Origin of the sequence: Bartonella sp. AP9QHHD, from assembly GCF_042195625.1 — a bacterium.
GTDB lineage: Bacteria > Pseudomonadota > Alphaproteobacteria > Rhizobiales > Rhizobiaceae > Bartonella.
In genome coordinates this window covers 1-1,751 of record NZ_JBHIOP010000021.1, presented here as the reverse complement: position 1 = coordinate 1,751, position 1,751 = coordinate 1, and the positions used below count along the sequence as shown (strand labels likewise).

The 1,751-nt window shown below is 46.3% G+C and carries 1 protein-coding gene and 1 pseudogene; both read right to left on the bottom strand.

Features of this window, described 5'->3' with window-relative positions; genetic code table 11:
* Positions 1–1,108 (bottom strand): filamentous hemagglutinin N-terminal domain-containing protein (locus ACFIK4_RS01135; protein WP_375674639.1); only part of this gene is annotated, 1,108 nt, incomplete at its 3' end.
* Positions 1,069–1,751: pseudogene (locus ACFIK4_RS01130) on the bottom strand (ShlB/FhaC/HecB family hemolysin secretion/activation protein); the annotation flags it as partial. The pseudogene ACFIK4_RS01130 and the gene ACFIK4_RS01135, both read right to left, overlap by 40 nt.

The window sequence follows — 1,751 nt, the reverse complement described above, 5'->3', positions numbered from 1 at the left end:
TCGATAAAAGCCCATCCTGCGCCTCTATCTTCAAATGACCATCAGCACCAACCGTTTCTAACGTCACATCCTTATGGGCGGTAATATCAATATGCTTTTTCGAGGTGATGTGTTTTGCCAATACGCTCTGGCTTTTCGATTTGAGGACAACGCCCCCATGACCAAAAACATTCTTCAACGAGATTTTCCCGTCAGCAGAAAGATGCAACTGCCCCGCATTGGCTGCCATATCATGGCGCATACGAACACCAACACCTTTTTCTGTTGCCACAAGTTTAATCTGATCCGCCTGTAGAGCCCCCAAAGCAGAACCATCTATCGCATATTCCGGTTTACCAGTAATATCAGTTAGCTCTTTCATTTCCCGTGAAGCATAATCAAAGTGACCCGTCCCTGCTGTCACTCCAATTTCTCTGCCCGCAACAGCTCCTTCAAAATGCACTGTGCGTGAGACAATATCGACAATATCAACCGCCCCTTGACCAGAGAAAAANACAATATCGACAATATCAACCGCCCCTTGACCAGAGAAAAAATTGGCTCCCTTGGCGCCAAAGGTAATATCCCCACCTCGCACCTCAAAGCCTTTCAAAAAACCGCTCGCATCAATTTCGGGTACACCTGTGGTTAAGGTCGCATGGGGTGTATTGATAAAGCCACAACCATCACAACTTATCCCATTGGGATTGGCTATAATCACATCGGCGGGGCTCCCAAAAACCTCTCCTGGACCATTCAAAGCACTGCGCTTGCTGCTGGTCACTTCATTTAAAATCACTTTCGCCGAACCCGTGAGGCGCAAATGCGGATTGCCCGGCATAATGCCCCCCAACTGCGATTGCCCCACTTCTTGCGCATGATTGTTCCAAATCACACCTGGATTTCCAATATTAAAATCGTTATATTTATTGTGTGATAAGCCCTTGCCATTGGGGGTAACAATATCAATCGAGGGAACCCCATTGGGCGCTGCCACTATATCTGGACGATGGGCGGCATTCGCGTTAGGATCCACAGTAATTTGCGCCTGTAACGCTGAAGGTGCGAATAAACAAGAAANAAAAATGCTTAAAGTTCCATTGTTAATGTCATAAAAAATGTTCCTGATTTTTTGTGCTTAACTGTGCTCCAAAAAATACTGGAATAACTGGCATCGAGAGAGACCATGCCTCCCGCAAGCTTGACACCGGCTGTCCAACCGGCAAGCTGGTCACTCTTAATCCCATACAAAACTTGCGAAAACACACGCCCATAATCCAAACCAACATAAGGGCGAAGTTCACCAAAAACCTTTTTGAAGGTCGCGTGATTGCTCCACGGAATGGTGCGTAGCAACAAATCATTCCGGCTAAAAAAACCGTTATTGCCAAAAAGCAAACTCTCACGCGTGCCACGAACATTGGAAGCGCCCCCCCAACGAAATCTGTTCAGCTCCCAATAAATTATGCGGTGAATATTGACCACTTAAAAGATTGCTCAGTATAACGTCCAAGCTCCCTACCTTAAAAGGCGTCATGACACTAAGCGTACCAGTAAATTTGGCAAATTGTGGCTCCGCATCCCCTGCTCCTGGCGCATGTTTCTTTACTGAATGAAACAAAGGGAGCCCTTGCAAATAACTCACATCAAAGGTCCAAGTCCCCCCCAACATCTGGCGCGAATGCGAAATCCCAAAATTGGCGACGCTATATTGACGGCTGCCCACTTCAATCTTATTGCCAAGAAGGTAATTGTTGGTTCTTTTATAAGAA